The sequence below is a fragment of the Streptomyces sp. CB01201 genome, from assembly GCF_002803085.1.
Classification (GTDB): Bacteria; Actinomycetota; Actinomycetes; order Streptomycetales; family Streptomycetaceae; genus Streptomyces; species Streptomyces hundungensis.
In genome coordinates this window covers 476362-491660 of record NZ_NNBJ01000011.1, presented here as the reverse complement: position 1 = coordinate 491660, position 15299 = coordinate 476362, and the positions used below count along the sequence as shown (strand labels likewise).

General features: G+C 71.8%; 14 protein-coding genes. 6 read left to right on the top strand and 8 right to left on the bottom strand.

The window, feature by feature from the left end:
- Positions 1-43: 43 nt before the first annotated feature.
- On the top strand, positions 44-418 hold the full coding sequence (locus tag CG740_RS24330; RefSeq protein WP_053724453.1) for an RNA polymerase-binding protein RbpA: 375 nt from the start codon (positions 44-46) through the stop codon (positions 416-418).
- Positions 419-640: 222 nt separating this feature from the next.
- On the opposite strand, the gene fxsA is transcribed toward CG740_RS24330, so the two are convergent.
- From fxsA to CG740_RS24310, 4 genes are all read right to left on the bottom strand, one after another.
- Positions 641-1222, bottom strand: coding sequence for an FxsA family membrane protein (gene fxsA / locus CG740_RS24325; RefSeq protein ID WP_100577351.1), 582 nt, complete (start codon positions 1220-1222; stop codon positions 641-643).
- Positions 1223-1358: 136 nt separating this feature from the next.
- Complete coding sequence (locus tag CG740_RS24320) at positions 1359-2123, bottom strand: polyprenol monophosphomannose synthase (protein ID WP_100577350.1); 765 nt, start codon at positions 2121-2123, stop codon at positions 1359-1361.
- Positions 2124-2694: 571 nt separating this feature from the next.
- Positions 2695-4353, bottom strand: coding sequence for an amidohydrolase (locus tag CG740_RS24315; RefSeq protein ID WP_100577349.1), 1659 nt, complete (start codon positions 4351-4353; stop codon positions 2695-2697).
- A 10-nt stretch (positions 4354-4363) separates the two neighbouring features.
- Complete coding sequence (locus CG740_RS24310) at positions 4364-4804, bottom strand: Lrp/AsnC family transcriptional regulator (protein ID WP_053724457.1); 441 nt, start codon at positions 4802-4804, stop codon at positions 4364-4366.
- A gap of 203 nt (positions 4805-5007) precedes the next feature.
- Here CG740_RS24310 and CG740_RS24305 point away from each other — a divergent pair, with 203 nt between their 5' ends.
- The gene (locus CG740_RS24305) at positions 5008-5430 is read left to right on the top strand and encodes a hypothetical protein (RefSeq protein WP_100577348.1); all 423 of its coding nucleotides are present in this window, start codon (positions 5008-5010) and stop codon (positions 5428-5430) included.
- A gap of 86 nt (positions 5431-5516) precedes the next feature.
- Here CG740_RS24305 and CG740_RS24300 read toward each other — a convergent pair whose 3' ends face one another.
- From CG740_RS24300 to CG740_RS24285, 3 genes are all read right to left on the bottom strand, one after another.
- Positions 5517-6617: a phosphotransferase family protein gene (locus CG740_RS24300; protein ID WP_100577347.1), complete on the bottom strand. Its 1101-nt coding sequence runs from the start codon at positions 6615-6617 to the stop codon at positions 5517-5519.
- A 60-nt stretch (positions 6618-6677) separates the two neighbouring features.
- Positions 6678-7799: a hypothetical protein gene (locus CG740_RS24295; RefSeq protein ID WP_100577346.1), complete on the bottom strand. Its 1122-nt coding sequence runs from the start codon at positions 7797-7799 to the stop codon at positions 6678-6680.
- A gap of 1207 nt (positions 7800-9006) precedes the next feature.
- Complete coding sequence (locus CG740_RS24285; protein WP_100577344.1) at positions 9007-10179, bottom strand: acyl-CoA dehydrogenase family protein; 1173 nt, start codon at positions 10177-10179, stop codon at positions 9007-9009.
- Between the two features lie 367 nt (positions 10180-10546).
- Between CG740_RS24285 and CG740_RS24280 the strand changes: the two genes are divergently transcribed.
- Positions 10547-11794 (top strand): glycoside hydrolase family 18 protein, encoded by a 1248-nt coding sequence (locus tag CG740_RS24280; protein ID WP_100577343.1) that lies wholly within the window; start codon positions 10547-10549, stop codon positions 11792-11794.
- 84 nt (positions 11795-11878) lie between these two features.
- Here CG740_RS24280 and CG740_RS24275 read toward each other — a convergent pair whose 3' ends face one another.
- The gene (locus CG740_RS24275; RefSeq protein WP_100577342.1) at positions 11879-12532 is read right to left on the bottom strand and encodes a TetR/AcrR family transcriptional regulator; all 654 of its coding nucleotides are present in this window, start codon (positions 12530-12532) and stop codon (positions 11879-11881) included.
- 111 nt (positions 12533-12643) lie between these two features.
- Here CG740_RS24275 and CG740_RS24270 point away from each other — a divergent pair, with 111 nt between their 5' ends.
- From CG740_RS24270 to CG740_RS24260, 3 genes are read left to right on the top strand one after another with little or no spacing between them, the layout of a single operon-like run.
- Positions 12644-13258 carry a DUF6230 family protein gene (locus CG740_RS24270; protein ID WP_100577341.1) on the top strand — a complete coding sequence of 205 codons (615 nt, stop codon included), beginning with the start codon at positions 12644-12646 and terminating at the stop codon, positions 13256-13258.
- Entirely contained in the window at positions 13249-14412 is a 1164-nt protein-coding gene (locus CG740_RS24265; protein ID WP_234376449.1) for a DUF6114 domain-containing protein, read from the top strand. The genes CG740_RS24270 and CG740_RS24265 overlap by 10 nt, the downstream gene beginning before the upstream one ends.
- Positions 14409-15290 (top strand): hypothetical protein, encoded by an 882-nt coding sequence (locus CG740_RS24260; protein WP_100577340.1) that lies wholly within the window; start codon positions 14409-14411, stop codon positions 15288-15290. The genes CG740_RS24265 and CG740_RS24260 overlap by 4 nt, the downstream gene beginning before the upstream one ends.
- Positions 15291-15299: the final 9 nt, after the last annotated feature.

Here is a 15299-nt window from a genome sequence, read left to right as displayed (position 1 = left end):
GTGACACCTGTCCTGTGGGCGACAAGCCCGGGAGGCACGATTCATGAGTGAGCGAGCTCTTCGCGGCACGCGCCTCGTGGTGACGAGCTACGAGACCGACCGCGGCATCGATCTGGCCCCGCGCCAGGCCGTGGAGTACGCATGCGAGAAGGGACATCGCTTTGAGATGCCCTTCTCGGTGGAGGCGGAGATTCCGCCGGAGTGGGAGTGCAAGGTCTGCGGGGCCCCCGCACTCCTGGTGGACGGCGACGGCCCTGAAGAGAAGAAGGGCAAGCCCGCGCGTACGCACTGGGACATGCTCATGGAGCGGCGCACCCGCGAGGAGCTGGAGGAGGTTCTGGCCGAAAGGCTGGAGGTCCTTCGTTCCGGCACCATGAACATTGCCGTGCATCCGCGCGACAGCCGCAAGTCCGCCTGATCGCGCAGTTCGGCGATACAGCGCACAACAGCTGAGGGCCGGTCACACCGTCTGGTGTGACCGGCCCTCAGCTTTTGCGTGGGCTGGGCTCGTCGGACTCCGAACCGCGGTCGGCCCGAACCTCGGTCGGCCCGAACCGCGGTCGGCCCGAACCGCGGTCGGCCCGACGTACGGTCAGGCCGACGTACGGTCAGGCCGAACTACGCTCAGGCCGAACTGCGCTCAGGAAACCAGCGGCGGACGCGGGCCCCGGTCCTCGCGCGGCGGGTAGGCGGAGGACCCGTCCTCCCTGATGACCTCGCCCGGCACGACCTTGCCGTCGGGATAGTGGATGCGGGCCTGCTGGAAGGCGTCCCCGAGGGGGCCGCCGCCCGCGGCCCGCATCCGCTTGTCCAGCGAGCGCTGCGCGAAGCGGGTGACGTGCTTCCGCACCGGCGGGAGCAGACAGAGCAGCCCCAGCGCGTCCGAGACGAAGCCGGGGATGATCAGGAGCAGACCGCCGAGCATCGTCAGCGCGTTGCCCTCGCCGCCGCCCTTCGCGGCCGTGGGGGACGCGCCGGACTGCTGCTCCTTGAACGCCTCGGTGAGATTGCGGAAGGCGCGGCGGCCGGCCCGCTTGATGACGTAGCTGCCGAGCAGCAGACCGCCGACGAGCAGCAGCAGCACCAGGAGTCCGCTGGTGGCCGAGGCCACCACGGTGAGCAGCCAGATCTCCAGGACCAGCCAGGCGGCGATCCCCAGGGGTACGAAGGTGCGTGCGCGCGAGCGCTTGGGAGCTGTCGGAGGCGGAGTGCCGGTCGTCATGCTCCCAGTGTGCCTGGGCGGCGATCCGGACGGCGTAAGGAGGAGATCAGTACGCCTGTGGCCGGACGACCGGCCACAGGGGGCATCCCCCGGCCGGGCCGGAGCGCCCGCGGCCTGACCGGAGCGCCCCCGCGCCCTACGGCTTGCGGCCCAGAAGCTTGTTGGCGCGGGACTCGACGCCCCAGGCGGTGACCCGCCAGAGCGCCTCGACCAGGATGTCGTTGCTCATCTTGGAGTCACCGCGTTCGCGCTCGACGAACGTGATGGGCACCTCGACCACGTGGAAGCCCGCGGCGACCGCCCGACGGGCGAGGTCCACCTGGAAGCAGTAGCCGGCCGAGGCGACCTCGTCGAGGCCGAGGCCTTCGAGGGTCTCGCGGCGGAAGGCCCGGAAGCCGCCGGTGACATCGCGGATCGGGACGCCGAGGAGCAGCCGGGAGTAGGTGGAGCCGCCGCGCGAGATGTACTCGCGGTACTTGGGCCAGTTCACGATCCGGCCGCCGGGCACCCAGCGGGAGCCGAGCACCAGGTCGGCGCCCTTGAGCGCGGTGAGCAGCCGGGGCAGCTCCTCGGGCTGGTGGGAGCCGTCGGCGTCCATCTCCACGAGGACGCCGTAATCGTGCTCGATGCCCCAGCGGAAACCTGCCAGATAGGCGGCGCCGAGACCTTCCTTGCCCTTGCGGTGCAGCACGTGCACCTGGTCGTCCTCGGCCGCGATCTCGTCCGCGAACTTGCCCGTGCCGTCGGGGCTGTTGTCGTCGGCGACCAGGACGTGGGCCTCGGGGACCGCCGCCCTGACGCGGGCGACGATCGGCTTGATGTTCTCCGCCTCGTTGTAGGTCGGAATGATCACCAAGGCCTTGCCCAGCGGGCCGTACCGCCTCTGACCGCCGTCGTTCACTGCTGCCCCTTATTGTCCGTACGCAGGGGTCCACCATAGCGAGCGGTCGTGATCAGGCCGTACCGCGAGGGTGTGTGGTGTCGGATGCGCCCGGATGGCGGTGGGGATCTGCCGGAATGCCGGATGTCAACGTGTCGGTACGGGGGCCCGGCGCCCTTCGGGCCGACCTGGGACCCGCTGGCTGCGGGTCGACCGAAAGCCGTTGTCTACTGAGCATCCGGGCCCCACCCGGGTCGCACCTTCCCCGGGCCCTCGGCGGGCAGGGGGGACGCCCTCGCGGCTGAAACCTTCCCTCGCCCCCGAGGCGCGGGCGCTGAACCTGGCTGCCAGTGGTGGTGCGCCGGTGCGGCACACCACCCCATGACCCAGCGGCGTTCGACGACTGCGTGGAGGTTCAACCGGTCGGACAGTCCTGTGGTGGACTCGGCCGAACCTACCGGCCCGTTGCCGCGTTCTGTCAACAGCCGATTGAGCTGCGACGTTTTTTCAAATCACCAGGTCAGTCCCGAAGATCCGCAGGTCGTGGCGATGCCGTGACGGCCACCCTTCGGCGGTACGAAATGTCCCCATGTCACTCGTTCGGACGCGCGAATACCGTTTGTCCGAACACCACGGTGCGCAGACAGACCGGCAGGGCCGCGCCCGGAGTGAGGTCGGGCAGGCCCGGGGTGCCCGAGCGCGGATCGGTGGACCAGCGGGCCACCCGGTCGTCCGGGGCCTGCACCACCAGGTCTTCGGCGCGCCAGACCGCGTAGTCGGCCGGGGCGCCCGGCACCAGCGTCCCCGCGTCGTCCCGGCCGAGCGCGCGCCAGCCGCCCCGGGTGTGGGCGGTGAAGGCGGCGCGGGCGGAGACGCGGTGCTCGGGGGTGTGGTGGAAGGCGGCCGCGCGCAGGGCCGCCCACGGGCCGAGCGGGGTCACCGGGGCGTCGGAGCCGAAGGCGAGCGGCACCCCGGCCCGCAGCAGGGCCGCGTACGGGTTGAGGGTGCGGGCCCGCTCGACGCCGAGGCGCTCGGCGTACATGCCGTCCTCGCCGCCCCACAGCGCGTCGAAGACGGGCTGAACGGAAGCGGTGAGGCCCAGCTCGGCGAAGGCGGCGATCGTCTCGGGCGTCAGCATCTCGGCGTGCTCGACGCGGTGCCGGGCGGCTCGGATCCGGGCGAGGCCGACCCGCTCGGCGGCGGCCCGTACGCCCTCGACGACCGCGCTGAGGGCGGCGTCCCCGATCGCGTGGAAGCCGGCCTGGATGCCGGCCTCGGTGCAGGCGGCCACATGGGTGGCGATCTCGGCGGCGTCCAGGTGACGGGCGCCGGTGTGCGGGGCATCCGCGTACGGGGCGCGCAGGCAGGCGGTGTGGGAGCCGAGGGAGCCGTCCACGAAGAGGTCGCCGGCCGCGCCGACGGCACCGAGTTCGCGGATGCGATCGGCGTCCTTGGCCCCGGCGACGCGCTCGGCCCAGTAGCCGAAGACCCGGGGGCCCGCGCCGTCGCGGGCCAGCGCGAGCAGGGAGGTGAAGTCGTCCTCGTCGGAGATGTCGGGGCCGCCGCACTCGTGCACGCTGCCGATGCCGAGCGAGGCGGCCCGCCGCAGCGCCGCGCGCTGGGCCTCGGTGCGCTGGCGCGGGGTGATCGCGGCGTGGGCCGCGGCCCGCACCGCGTGGTGGGCGGCGCCCGTCAGCGGCTCGCCGTCCCGGTATCCGGGCAGGTCGCGGACGCCCGGGACCAGGTCGAGCAGGCCGGTGGTGACGACGGCGGAGTGCACGTCGATGCGCGGCAGGTACAGCGGGCGCCCGCCGGTGGCCGCATCGAGCTCGGCCCGCGAGGGGTGGCGTCGCTCGGGCCAGCGGGCCGCGTCCCAGCCGTTGCCGAGCAGCACCTTGTCGTCGGGGCGGGCGGCGGCGTGGGCGCGTACGGCGTCCAGGGCCTCGGCCAGGGTGCGGGCCGAGGACAGGTCGAGGCCGGTCAGGGCGAGGCCGGTGGCGGTGGTGTGCACATGTGCGTCGGTGAACGCCGGGGTGACGAGGGCTCCTTCGAGGTCGACGACCTCGTCGACGCCACTGGCGAAGGCGTCCGCGGCGCCCTCCGAGCCGACCCAGGCGACGTGGCCGCGTTCGACGACCATCGCGGTGGCGAAGGGGTCGGCGGGGCTGTGCACGTCACCACCGCGCAGCAGGACGGTGCGCCGGGCGGCTTCTTCGGTGGTGTCTTCGGTCGTCGAACTCGCGGAACTCATGGAGGACAGCCTAGATATGCGGCGGCCGTGCCTCGTACGGGGTCGACAGGACCACCGTCGTCCGGGTCGAGACGCCGGCCAGGGTGCGGATGCGGGTGAGCAGGTGCTCCAGTTCCAGCGGGGTGGCGACCCGTACCTTGAGGATGTAGTTCTCGTCCCCGGCCACGCTGTGGCAGGCCTCCAGCTCGGGCACGCCCGCGAGGCGCTCCGCGATGTCGTCGGGGGCGCTGGGGTCGAAGGGTTTGACCGAGATGAACGCGGTCAGCGGCAGGCCCACTGCCTCGGGGTCCACGACGGCCGCGTATCCGCGGATGACCCCGCGCTGCTCCAGCCGCCGTACGCGCTGGTGCACCGCCGAGGTGGACAGGCCGGTGGCCTTGCCCAGGTCGGTGTAGCTCATCCGCCCGTCCTTGACGAGCAGATCCACAATCTGACGGTCCAGCTCCTCCATGACGATCAACCTATGGCCCCCGGTGCCCTCCGGCACAGTCGGAGGACGTCCGAAGGGGCACCTGCGGGCGGCATGTGACGAACGCCACAGGTTCGCGGACGGCCGGACGGGGGCCCGGTGGTTATCGCCACGGCTTGGCGGGAAGTGCTTGCTTTGGTCGCGGCCGCGGCGCAATGCCGGCCCACCCGAGGGGGAGTGTCCCAATGCAGAATCCCAAGCGAACCGGACGTACGGAACGCGAACGTGGCGAATTGGAGCCTGTCGATATCGCCGACCTCGGCGAGGACGAGGACTCGTTCGACGCGTACGACACCTTCGAGATGTACCGGGTCATCTGCCCGGACTGCGCCCAGCCGATCGCGCTGCTCGCCGACGAGGAGGAGCTGCCGGAGCACGCGCTGTGCCCGAGCCCCTGGAATCCGTTCGTGCTCACGGTGTGTGCCGGGACCGGGCGCCCCGCCACGGCGGCGAAGGCGGCCGACGAGACGCTTGAGGTCCAGGAGCAGGACACCGCACTGCTGTTGACGCTCCCTCAGGGACTCGACTGGCGCACCCAGCCGTTCTCGCACGTCGGCGGCCCGGGCTCGCGCCCGTTGCGCATGCCGCAGATGCGCCGCGCCGCCTGACCTCAGCGCCGTGCGGGCCGGACGCCACCGGGGGCGTCCGGCCGTCACCTCTCGACTCCGGTACGCACCGCACGCACCGCCCTCGCTCAACTCCAGTACGTACCGCGCACCATGGCCTCCAAGGTGGCCCGGTGCAGGATCAACGCGTCGGGATCCAGCGGCGGTTCGACCTCGCCGAAGTGCACCTGCCGGTAGGCGATCCGCAGCATGACCACGGCGTGCCGCAGCGCCGCGTACAGGGTGTGGAACTCCATGTCGCGCGGGGTGTGTCCGGTGAGTTCGGCGTACCGCCGCTCGATGTCGGCGCGCCGCAGGAAGTCCGGCAGGCCACGCTGGCCGAAACCCACCGTGAGGTCCTGGAAGAAGCGGTGCAGATAGACGGTCCAGCCGAGGTCGAGTTCGCGCGGGCCGCAGGCGGCCATCTCCCAGTCGAGGACGGCAGCCGGCTCGAAGCCGTCGTAGACGATGTTCCCGATGCGGGCGTCGCCCCAGTTGAGGACGGCGGGGCCCTCGTCCTCGGGCCAGTGCGCGTCGAGCCAGTCGAAGGCCGCTTCGATGAGGGGTGAGCGCGGCACCCCGTCAACCACCCATGCGTAGTAGTCCCGTTGGGCCGCCACGTGCCGAGTGAGCGCCGATCCCTTCGGGAACTTCGCCGGCAGCAGGAACTCGGCCTCCCCGGGCGGGACTTGGTCGTGCAGCCGGGCCAGGACGGACAGGGTGTTCTCCTGGAGGCGGTCGCGCTCGGCGTCGGTCGCGGCGTGCAGCCAATTGCCCTCGTACGTATAGGGCATGACGTCCGGCGGTACGCGCCCCTCGGCCCGGTCCATCACGAAGAACGGCGCGCCCAGCGGCGCCGGGTCCTCCTCCAGCCAGCGCACCCGTGGCACGGGTACGTCGGTGTGCTCGGCGACCAGGCGCATCACGCGGTGCTGGCGGGCCATGTCGTACACCGGGAAGACGGTGTACGCGGCCGGGTCAGCGGCGAGCCGCAGCGCGCAGGCGCGGACCGGGGTGTCGGGGTGCTCGATGTCGAAGAGCAGGGTCTCGCTGGACATGCCGTTGGAGGACGGCACCCGGATGTCGGTGACCCGGGCCCCGGGCAGTCGGGCGTCCAGCCAGGCGGTGAGGCGACGGCCGACGTCCTCGGGGTCGCGGGTGGAGGTGCGGGGGCGCGGCGCGGTGGCCAAGGCGGTGCTCCCTTCACGACGAACGGCGAACGAGCGGTGACAGACGGGTACGCGGCTGGGTCAGGGGGCTACGGAGGAGTAGTCCGTGAAGCCGCTGGGGTCGTGGCGGCCGAAGCTGCCGTGCTCGAAGATGCCGTAGCCGGTCCGCCCGTCCAGGGTGAAGCGGGCCGCGTGGTCGGTGACGCCGTAGGCGGCCATCGGGTGGGCGGCCGGGTCGGACAGGTCGTAGACCTGCCGGTCGATCCAGTCGCGGCCCTGCCAGGTGCCATGCTGCCAGCCGTCGGCGGGCGGGTATCCGGCGCCGACCGCGAGCGGTGAGGAGGCGAGGATCTCGACGCCGAGTTCGAGGGGTTTGCGGGACTGGTCGGTGAGGTGGATGACGGCACGTTCGGGGTGCCGGGTGCCGGAGCGATACGTGATGTCGGCCTGGGGCCAGCCGAGTTGGGCGTCCGGCTGCCCGTCGCGCACCAGCGCGGCCTCGTTGAGCGTGCGGTAGCCGTCGGCGTCCTCCTGGGCGATGACCATGACGAACCGGTCGTCGAAGCGGGCCGGCACCCACAGCCAGTGGAAGCCCTCGGGCCGGTACTCGGCGCCGCGCCCGGCCTCCTCGCCGGGGATCGGCCGCACACCCCAACTGCGGTCGCGCGTCCCGGTCCACTCCCCCGCCGTGACGGGTATCTCCTCGCCGCCCACCCGGATGACCCCGGTGCAGTGGCCCGCCTGCACGAACCGCCGCCCCTCCAGCGTCAGCCGGCCACCGCTGCGCTGCACGTGATGGGGTTCCCACAGGGCGGGGAAGTCCGCGTTCCAGACAATGTCGTACGAGAGCGAACTCGGGTCGTCCGGATCGGGAGCGCAGTGGAGTGCGAGGCGGCGCAGCGGGATGTCAACGGTGATCCGCAGGGGGCCGACGGCCAGGTTCATACGGTCGTCGGTGAGGGCGTCCGAGGCGCGCACGGCGTGCAGTCGGTCGCCCACGCGGAGGGTGGCGTAGGCGTCGATCACCCCCGTGTTCGGGTAGACCCCGAGGCCCGCGATCAGCAGGGCTCGGCCCTGGTGATCGAAGACGTGGAAGATGCAGCGGTCGTAGGCGTTGCGGTCGCCCGTCGCGACGTGGCGCATCGAGAGGGGGGCCTGGTGGATGGGGTACTCGTCGAGGGGGGCGGGGCGGGTCTGGGGCATCGGCAACCTCCATGCGTCCGGGGGCATCTGACGGTACGTCAGCTCTTTGGCTCCCGCCATACCCTGGGCGGCGGACCCCCGGTTTGGCTACCCCCGGGCGGTTGCCCACCCTCCCCCAAGCTCTTAATGAGCAGGGGGGACCCCCATCCCGTGCAGCGGGTTGAAGGGTTCGGCCCCTGGGGCTCCGCCCCAGACCCCGTTCACGCCTGAACGGCACTCGTCCTCAAACTCCCCCGAGGCCTAAGGGCCAGGGGGCCCATGACGGGCCGAAGACGCCTACGCCGGCCCGCACGGATCAGCCGCCCGAGCTGAAGTGCCCGATGCGGGCCAGCACCGAGGTATTTGGGGGCGCGGAGAACTGCGCGACCAGCCCCACGGCGCCCGCAGACAAAAACGGGGTGTTGGGGGCGCGCAGAACTGCGCAAGAAGCGGGCACGGCTCGCACACGAAGGCGTGTTCAGGGGCGCGAGGAACTGCGCGAACAGCCCCCACGGCCCGCAGACAAAAACGGGGTGTTGGGGGCGCGCAGAACTGCGCAAGAAGCGGGCGCGGCTCGCACACGAAGGCGTGTTCAGGGGCGCGAGGAACTGCGCGAGAAGCGACCACGGCCCGCGGACGAAAACGAGGTCGGGGGGCGCGGGGAACTGCGCGACCAGCCCCCACGATCCGCACCCGAACTCCCACCCGGCGTATCCGGCTCCGCATCTCCCTCTCCCCCCGCCGGAGGGTGGGCGCCCGCGCGCACGGCCCCCGGGCCAAGGTGGCTGGGCCGGTAGCAGGGCCTACGCAGGCGGGCCAAGGGTCAGGGCAAGCGGGCCAAGGCGGCTGGGCCGATAGCAGGGCAGGCAGGCAGGCGGGTCAAGGGCCGGGGCAGACGAGCCAAGGGGCACGGCAGGCGGGCAAGGGCCAAAGACCGGCGCCGGGCGCCGGAGGGCGTCGTACGGACGGGCGAATTCGCATGGGGGTGACCCCCGCTCGGCGCGTCCCGTTGGCCAGGCTATGAGTGCGCTGTATTCGAACGCCCCCGGCCGAGGCCGGCGAAGGCTCGTGACGAGTGGCGGCGGAGCCACCCCCGCACCGGCCGCCGACCCACCCATCTACCAGGCCCTGCTGCGGCATTGGGCGAGCCGCGGCCGGACCCTGCCGGGGCGGCGGGATCAGGAGTGGGTCCGGATCGCGGCCGCCCCGGTGTGGCCGGGGCACTCGGTCAGCGGGTCTCCGGACCCGCGAGGTGGCGGGCGATGACCATCCGCTGGATCTGGTTCGTGCCCTCGACGATCTGAAGCACCTTCGCCTCGCGCATGAAGCGCTCGACCGGGAAGTCGGACGTGTAGCCGTATCCGCCAAGGACCTGGACCGCGTCCGTGGTCACCTTCATCGCCGCGTCCGTACAGAACAGCTTCGCCATCGCGGCCTGGCGCGAGAAGGGGCGGCCCGCGTCGCGCAGCCGGGCGGCGGCCAGGTACAGCGCGCGGCCCGCCTCGATCTGGGTCGCCATGTCCGCCAGCATGAAGCGCAGGCCCTGGAAGTCGGCGATGGGGCGGCCGAACTGCCGCCGCCCGGTGGCGTAGTCGAGGGCCTCGTCGAGCGCGGCCTGGGCGACGCCGATCGCGCAGGCGGCGATGCCGAGCCGGCCCGAGTCGAGCGCGGACAGGGCGATCGCGAAGCCCTGGCCCTCCTCGCCGATACGGCGCGCGTCGGGGACGCGTACGCCGTCGAAGTGGAGTTGGGCGGTGGGCGAACCCTTCATGCCCATCTTCTTCTCGGGGGCGGCGGGGCTCAGGCCCGCCGCGTCGCCCGGAACGAGGAACGCCGTGATGCCGCGGGCGCCTTCGCCACCGGTACGGGCGAGGACCGTGTAGAAGTCCGCGACCCCGCCGTGGGTGATCCACGCCTTGGTGCCGGTGATGACCCAGTCCTCGCCGTCGCGCACCGCCTTGGTGCGCAGCGACGCCGCGTCCGAGCCCGACGCCGGCTCGGAGAGGCAGTACGCGCCGAGCAGGCCGCCGCCGAGCATGGCCGGCAGGTGCTCGGACTGCTGCTCCTTGGTTCCGTAGCCCGCGAGGCCGTGGCAGGCCAGCGAGTGGACGCTCACGCCGAGGCCGACCGTGAGGCGGGCCGCGGCCAGCTCTTCGAGCACCTGGAGGTAGACCTCGTACGGCTGGTCGCCGCCGCCGAAGTCCGAGTCGTACGGCAGGCCGAGGAGGCCGGATTCGGAGAGCAGGGTGAAGATCTCGCGCGGGAAGTGCCCGGCGTCCTCCTGCTCGGCGGCCCGAGGCGCGATCTCCCGCTGGACGATGTCGCGCACCAGCGCGACGAGGTCCCGGGCCTCTTCGGTGGGCAGCTGTCGTTCCACCGGCTGTGGGGCACGGTCGGGCATGGCGCGCTCTCCTCCCTGTCGGGCGCTACGGCGGACGCACGCGCAGGGTGTGGCGGCGCCGCCGGTGACTCTGCTCTACGGCCGTTACCTTCCCTCCCGGGTCACGGAAGTAGCAGGCGGGCGGCCGTGGCGCTGTGAGTATGCCCGATCGGACGCGTCCCGTCACTGGTTCCAAGATCACGACTTCCCGGGGACGGCCGCACCCACCGGTGCTGGAATTGAGCACTCCGGAATTGGTCCGAACCATTGACCGCACTGGTCTAGTCCTTCTAGCGTTCCCTTCGACGCCTTAGTGCGTTCATGTCAAAGCATCCCCCACAGCACCTGTGCGCGTCCCCCACGCTCCCCTCCCCACGAGGAGATCACGATGCCCGGACCCCGTCCCCCACGCCCCAGGTTCAAGCCCCTGATCGCGGCCGCGTGTACCGCCGCCCTCGGTGTCACCCTGCTCGCCGGCGCGGGCAGCGCCACCGCCGCCCCCGAGCGGGCCCCGGCCCCGCAGGCCGCCGCGGCCGGCTCCAAGGTGGTCGGATACTTCACCGACTGGGGCGTCTACCAGCGCAATTACCACGTCAAGAACATCGAGACCTCCGGCTCGGCCGCGAAGCTGACCCACATCAACTACGCGTTCGGCAATGTCACCGGCGGCAAGTGCGCCATCGGCGACGCCTACGCCGACTACCAGAAGACGTACGACGCCGCCTCCAGCGTGGACGGCACCGCCGACAAGTGGGACCAGCCGGTCGCCGGCAGCATCAACCAGCTGCGCGAGCTCAAGAAGAAGCACCCCGGTCTCAAGGTCCTCTGGTCGTTCGGCGGTTGGACCTGGTCGGGCGGCTTCGCCGAGGCCGCGAAGAACCCGGCCGCGTTCGCCTCCTCCTGCTACAGCCTGGTCAAGGACCCGCGCTGGGCCGATGTCTTCGACGGCATCGACATCGACTGGGAGTACCCCAACGCCTGCGGCCTGTCCTGCGACACCAGCGGGCGCGAGGCCTTCAAGAACCTTCTGGCGGCGCTGCGTTCGAAGTTCGGCGGCTCCAGCCTGGTCACCGCCGCCATCACCGCCGACGCCTCGGCGAACGGCAAGATGGACGCCACCGACTACGCGGGCGCGGCGAGTTACGTCGACTGGTTCAACCCGATGACGTACGACTTCTTCGGCGCCTGGGCCGCCCAGGGCCCGACCGCCCCGCACTCCCCGCTGACCTCCTACAGCGGCATCCCCACACAGGGCTTCAACACCGACGCGGCGATCACGAAGCTGAAGGGCCTCGGCATCCCGTCGAGCAAGCTGCTGCTCGGGATCGGCTTCTACGGGCGCGGCTGGACCGGCGTCACACAGAAGGCCCCCGGCGGCACCGCCACGGGCCCGGCGGCCGGCACGTACGAGCAGGGCATCGAGGACTACAAGGTGCTCAAGACCAAGTGCCCCGCCAACGGCACGGTCGCGGGCACGGCGTACGCGTACTGCGGCAACAACTGGTGGAGCTACGACACCCCGTCCACCATCGCCGGGAAGATGACCTACAAGAACAACCAGGGTCTCGGCGGGACCTTCCTGTGGGAGCTGAGCGGCGACACCACCAACGGTGAGCTCATCAAGTCCATCAGCTAGTACGGGAGTTGGGTCGAAGGGGCGGGGCCGCGGCGGCCACCCGCCCCTTCGTCATGCCCGGGGCGGCCCCGGCGGCCCCGGCGGCTACGACGGTGCGGGGAGCTCGGGAGGTCGGGGCGGTTCCGGCGAGGGGCAGGACGGCTCGAACTCCTCGATGGTGTCCAGGGTGCGCCGCAGCATCCGCACGAGCAGCTCGCGCACGGTGTCGCGGGGCGGCTCCAGGTCGCCGAGCCAGTCCAGGGTGACGCTCTCCACGCTCCCCAGCCAGCCGAGCAGCGCGAGCCGGGCCAGGACCGGGATCTCCCGGGTGCCGTAGGCGCCCTCGGCGAGGGTGGCGACGAGTTCCTCGCGCACCGCGTCCCGGATGGCCTGCACCTGGGTGTCGAAGCCGACCCCGCCCGTCACGATCGTCCGGTACGCCGCCTGGTGGTGCTCGGCGTAGCGCAGGTAGCCGTCGATGGTGCGGTGGACCCGCTCGGCGCGCGGCAGGTCGGTGTCACTGCCCGCGCGGGACACGAGGTCGGCGACGGAGTCCTCGACGATGGCCAGGTAGTAGCCGCGTTTGGACTTGAAGTAGTAGTAGATCAGCCCCTTGGCCACCCCGGCCTGCTTGGCGATGTCGTCCATCGACAGCGCGTCGTAGGAGGTGTCGGCGAACAACTTCCGGCCAGTTGCGATGAGTTCGGAGCGACGGACCTGGGATCTCTCGGTCGCACCGCCCTGTTGACTATTATTCAAATTCGGCCCTAGTCTCCAACTGCCACAGGATGCCCGCAGTATGGCAGACCTGCATTCGCACTCCCCCAGCACCGCCCTTCGAGGGTTCGCCGGATCGTACGGGAGGATCAAGTGAGCGCAGCCGGACGGCCGTTGGCCGAAGGCAGAACAGCCTGGAAGAAGACGGCGGTCATCGCCCTGCCCGCGGTGGTCGCGGTCGGGATCATGGCCAACGTGATGGCGGAGGGCGCGCTCGCGGCGTCCTTCGCGGTCTCCGGGACCAGTTTTCAGGTCTCCTCGGGGAAGCTGACCAGCTCGGGGCTCTCCTCGTACGTGCAGACCGACCGGTCCGTCGACGGCAAGGGCCACCCGGTGGCGCTGCTCGGCATCGGGGACGCCACGCTCAGCGACATCTGCCAGGCCGCCGAGGTGAGCACCCCGGTGGGCACGGTGGTGTTCAAGCTGACGGCGGGCGGCGACGCGGGCCAGGTGACCGCAAGCAATCTGGTCATCGACGGCGAGGACCTGGTCGGCGACGCCCGGTTCGGCACCGCGGAGATCGGCCGGGACGCCTCAACTTTGGACGCGGTCAAGGGAGTTCAGGGCCAGGCGGGCAAGTTCGGACTCCAGGCCGGGGACATCGAGGTGAACGGTGTGAGGTCGCACGCCTGGTCGGCGACCGGCGGCAACTTCCGGCTGAAGGGGATGAAGGTCGATGTGAGCATCGGCGGCAAGAAGTGCTTCTGAGACGACTCGGGCTGCTCCGGCTCCCCCGCACCGGCGCGACCACCCCCACGCCCCGGCCGCCGGTCCGGGTCCAGGGCGGCCCGCGGCCGGGCGCCGCCGGCGCCCCGGGCAAGGGTGCGGGGTTCGCGCCCGGCGCCCGCACCGGCCGGGCCGCGGGACCCCGAGTCGGCGAGGGGACGGGGTCCCGCACCGAGGACGGGGGACGCTCCCCGTGGAGCGGGCCCGCGCCGGGCGGAGGTCCCCAGCGGGTGCGGTACCCCTGGCTCGACGAGCGGCTCCCGCTGCCCGAGGCCCGCCGGGTGCTGCGCGGCTGGCGGCGGACCCGGCCGTTCTGGGCGGGGCTCTTCCTCCTGCTCGGCGGTGTCGAGCTGCTCGTGGTGCCGCTGTCGCCGCTGACCATCCTGGTCAGCCTGGGGCTCGGCGGTATCGCGGCGATCGGCATCGGGCTCGCGCTCGTCGCCGCCGGGCTCTTCCTCTGGCTCCTGCCGCACACCCGGCACTATGTGTCCATCAACGCGCTGATCCTGTCGGTGCTCTCGTTCGCGGCGACCAATCTGGGCGGATTCCTGATCGGGATGGCGCTCGGCATCACGGGCAGCGCGATGGGCTTCGGCTGGACGCCGAAGGAGCAGCCGGGCGCGCGGGTCCCCAACGTCCGCACCCAGCGCACGCTCGCGGCGGCCCTGCCGGCCGCCCTGCTCCTCACGCTCGGCGGGCGTCCGGAAGCGGTCCCGCAGGCCGGGCGGATCACCGCCCCGGCGGTGCCGCCGACGGTCACCACGACCCGCTTCTCGCCGCACGGCTTCCTGCTCGCCGGGGTGACGACCGTGCCGACCGCGCACGGCCCCCTCAAGGTGATGGTCCTGCGGATGACCTCGGCCTCGCTCACCGACTACCGCCTCAACACCCGCGACGGGCACGACGAACTCGCCCTGGGCGCAAGCTCGTTGGACCTGAGCGGCAAGGTGACGCTCTACCTCTCCAAGTTCAGCGGCTGTCTCGAAGGGCTGATCTGCGTCACCTTCGACCCCAACACGCTGCCGGTGCCGCCGATCGTGCCGCCGTTCGTCTTCATGACCGATGTGACGGCCGAACAGGCCCTGGTCACCTCGGACTCGATCGTCGCCAACGGCCTGACCCTGGGGGCATCGTGATCCAGATCCAGGCGGCGCTCTTCTGGGCGTACGCCACCGGCGCGACCTTCGCCCTCTCGGCGGCCCGTCAACTCCAGTGGTGGCAGCGGTCGGTGTACGAGGAAGGAGTACGCACCCGCAGCCGCGCGGCCAATCCGTATCTGATGCTGACCGCGCTCTTCGCGGCCGTACTCCTGGTCCCCACCGGCCTGTTCATGCTGTGGCAGTACCCGTCGTGGGCGACCATGCAGGTGGCCGGCGGCCACGGCGGGATCTGGGCCGGGTTCGTGCTCTGCTACGCGGGCGGTACGGTCGTCGCGGCGCTGCTCGGCTTCCTCGTGGCGCAGTCGCTGGTGCTCGTGGGCGCCGGGTACTGGGCCTACCTGCAGAGTGTGGGCGGGCACTTCCTGCTGTTCGGGACGCTGATCCACGGCTGGGACGGTACCGGCTACCGCCGGCTGCTCACCACGGACCGGACGGCGCTGCGGGACTGGCCGAAGGACAGCGTGATCAACAACCTGCTGCACTTCCTGACGTCCGGGACGTTCCTCGCGCTGCTCGTCCTCGGAGCCGCCGTGATCGGCACGATGCTGATCACGGAGATCGGCTGGCTGATGGAGGGCTGGGAGCTGCCGGGCGCCGACGAGGACCGCAAGGTGCCCCGGGTGCTCGCGGTGGCCGTCGCCGCGGCCGGGGCGTACGGGCTGCCGTTCGTCGGAGCCGTGGTCGCGAGCGGGCTGGTGCGGCTGCTCGGATGGCCGCTGGGGCTGCTGCTCTTCGCCGTACTGGCGGGCCTCGCCCTGCTGGCCCGGCGCTCACCGGTGCGGTTCCTCTACGGCCTGGTCGGCGTCCCGGGGCGGCACTGGAAGGCCGACCTCGACCTGGAGCTCACCACCTAGCCGCGGCGG